This window comes from Sphingomonas sp. LH128 (assembly GCF_000293195.2).
Lineage (GTDB): Bacteria > Pseudomonadota > Alphaproteobacteria > Sphingomonadales > Sphingomonadaceae > Novosphingobium > Novosphingobium resinovorum_A.
Window position 1 is genome coordinate 1 of record NZ_ALVC01000538.1, and the last position, 401, is coordinate 401.

The window sequence follows — 401 nt, forward strand, 5'->3', positions numbered from 1 at the left end:
TTGCCGATCATGTCGAACACGCCGTAGCCGTTGGCAGGATAGTTCCCGACGGGCGAGGTCCGTTCCCAGCCGTCCAGGATCTGGTTGGCGAAGGGGAACAGGCCCTGCCAGTAGTTCGCCAGCATCGCGCCGTCCGGCGCCAATTCGTCGCCCCAGGCATAGTCCGCGCCGTCCAGCCCGCCGCGTGCGGCGAACTCGAATTCGGCTTCGGTCGGCAGGTCCTTGCCTGCCCAGTCCGCATAGGCCTGCGCGTCGGCATAGGCGATCTGGACGACCGGATGGTCCCACAAGCCGAGCGCCTCGACGTCGCGATCCGGTCCCAGTGGATGGCGCCAGTCGGCGCCGAAGTCGAACCGCCACCAGTTGGCGGGATTGCCGGTATCGACCGGGGCGGCGGTTTT

At 67.6% G+C, this 401-nt stretch carries 1 protein-coding gene; it reads right to left on the reverse strand.

What is annotated here, in order from left to right:
• A partial coding sequence (locus LH128_RS29840) for an SUMF1/EgtB/PvdO family nonheme iron enzyme (protein ID WP_008833429.1) occupies positions 1-401 on the reverse strand: 401 nt, incomplete at both ends.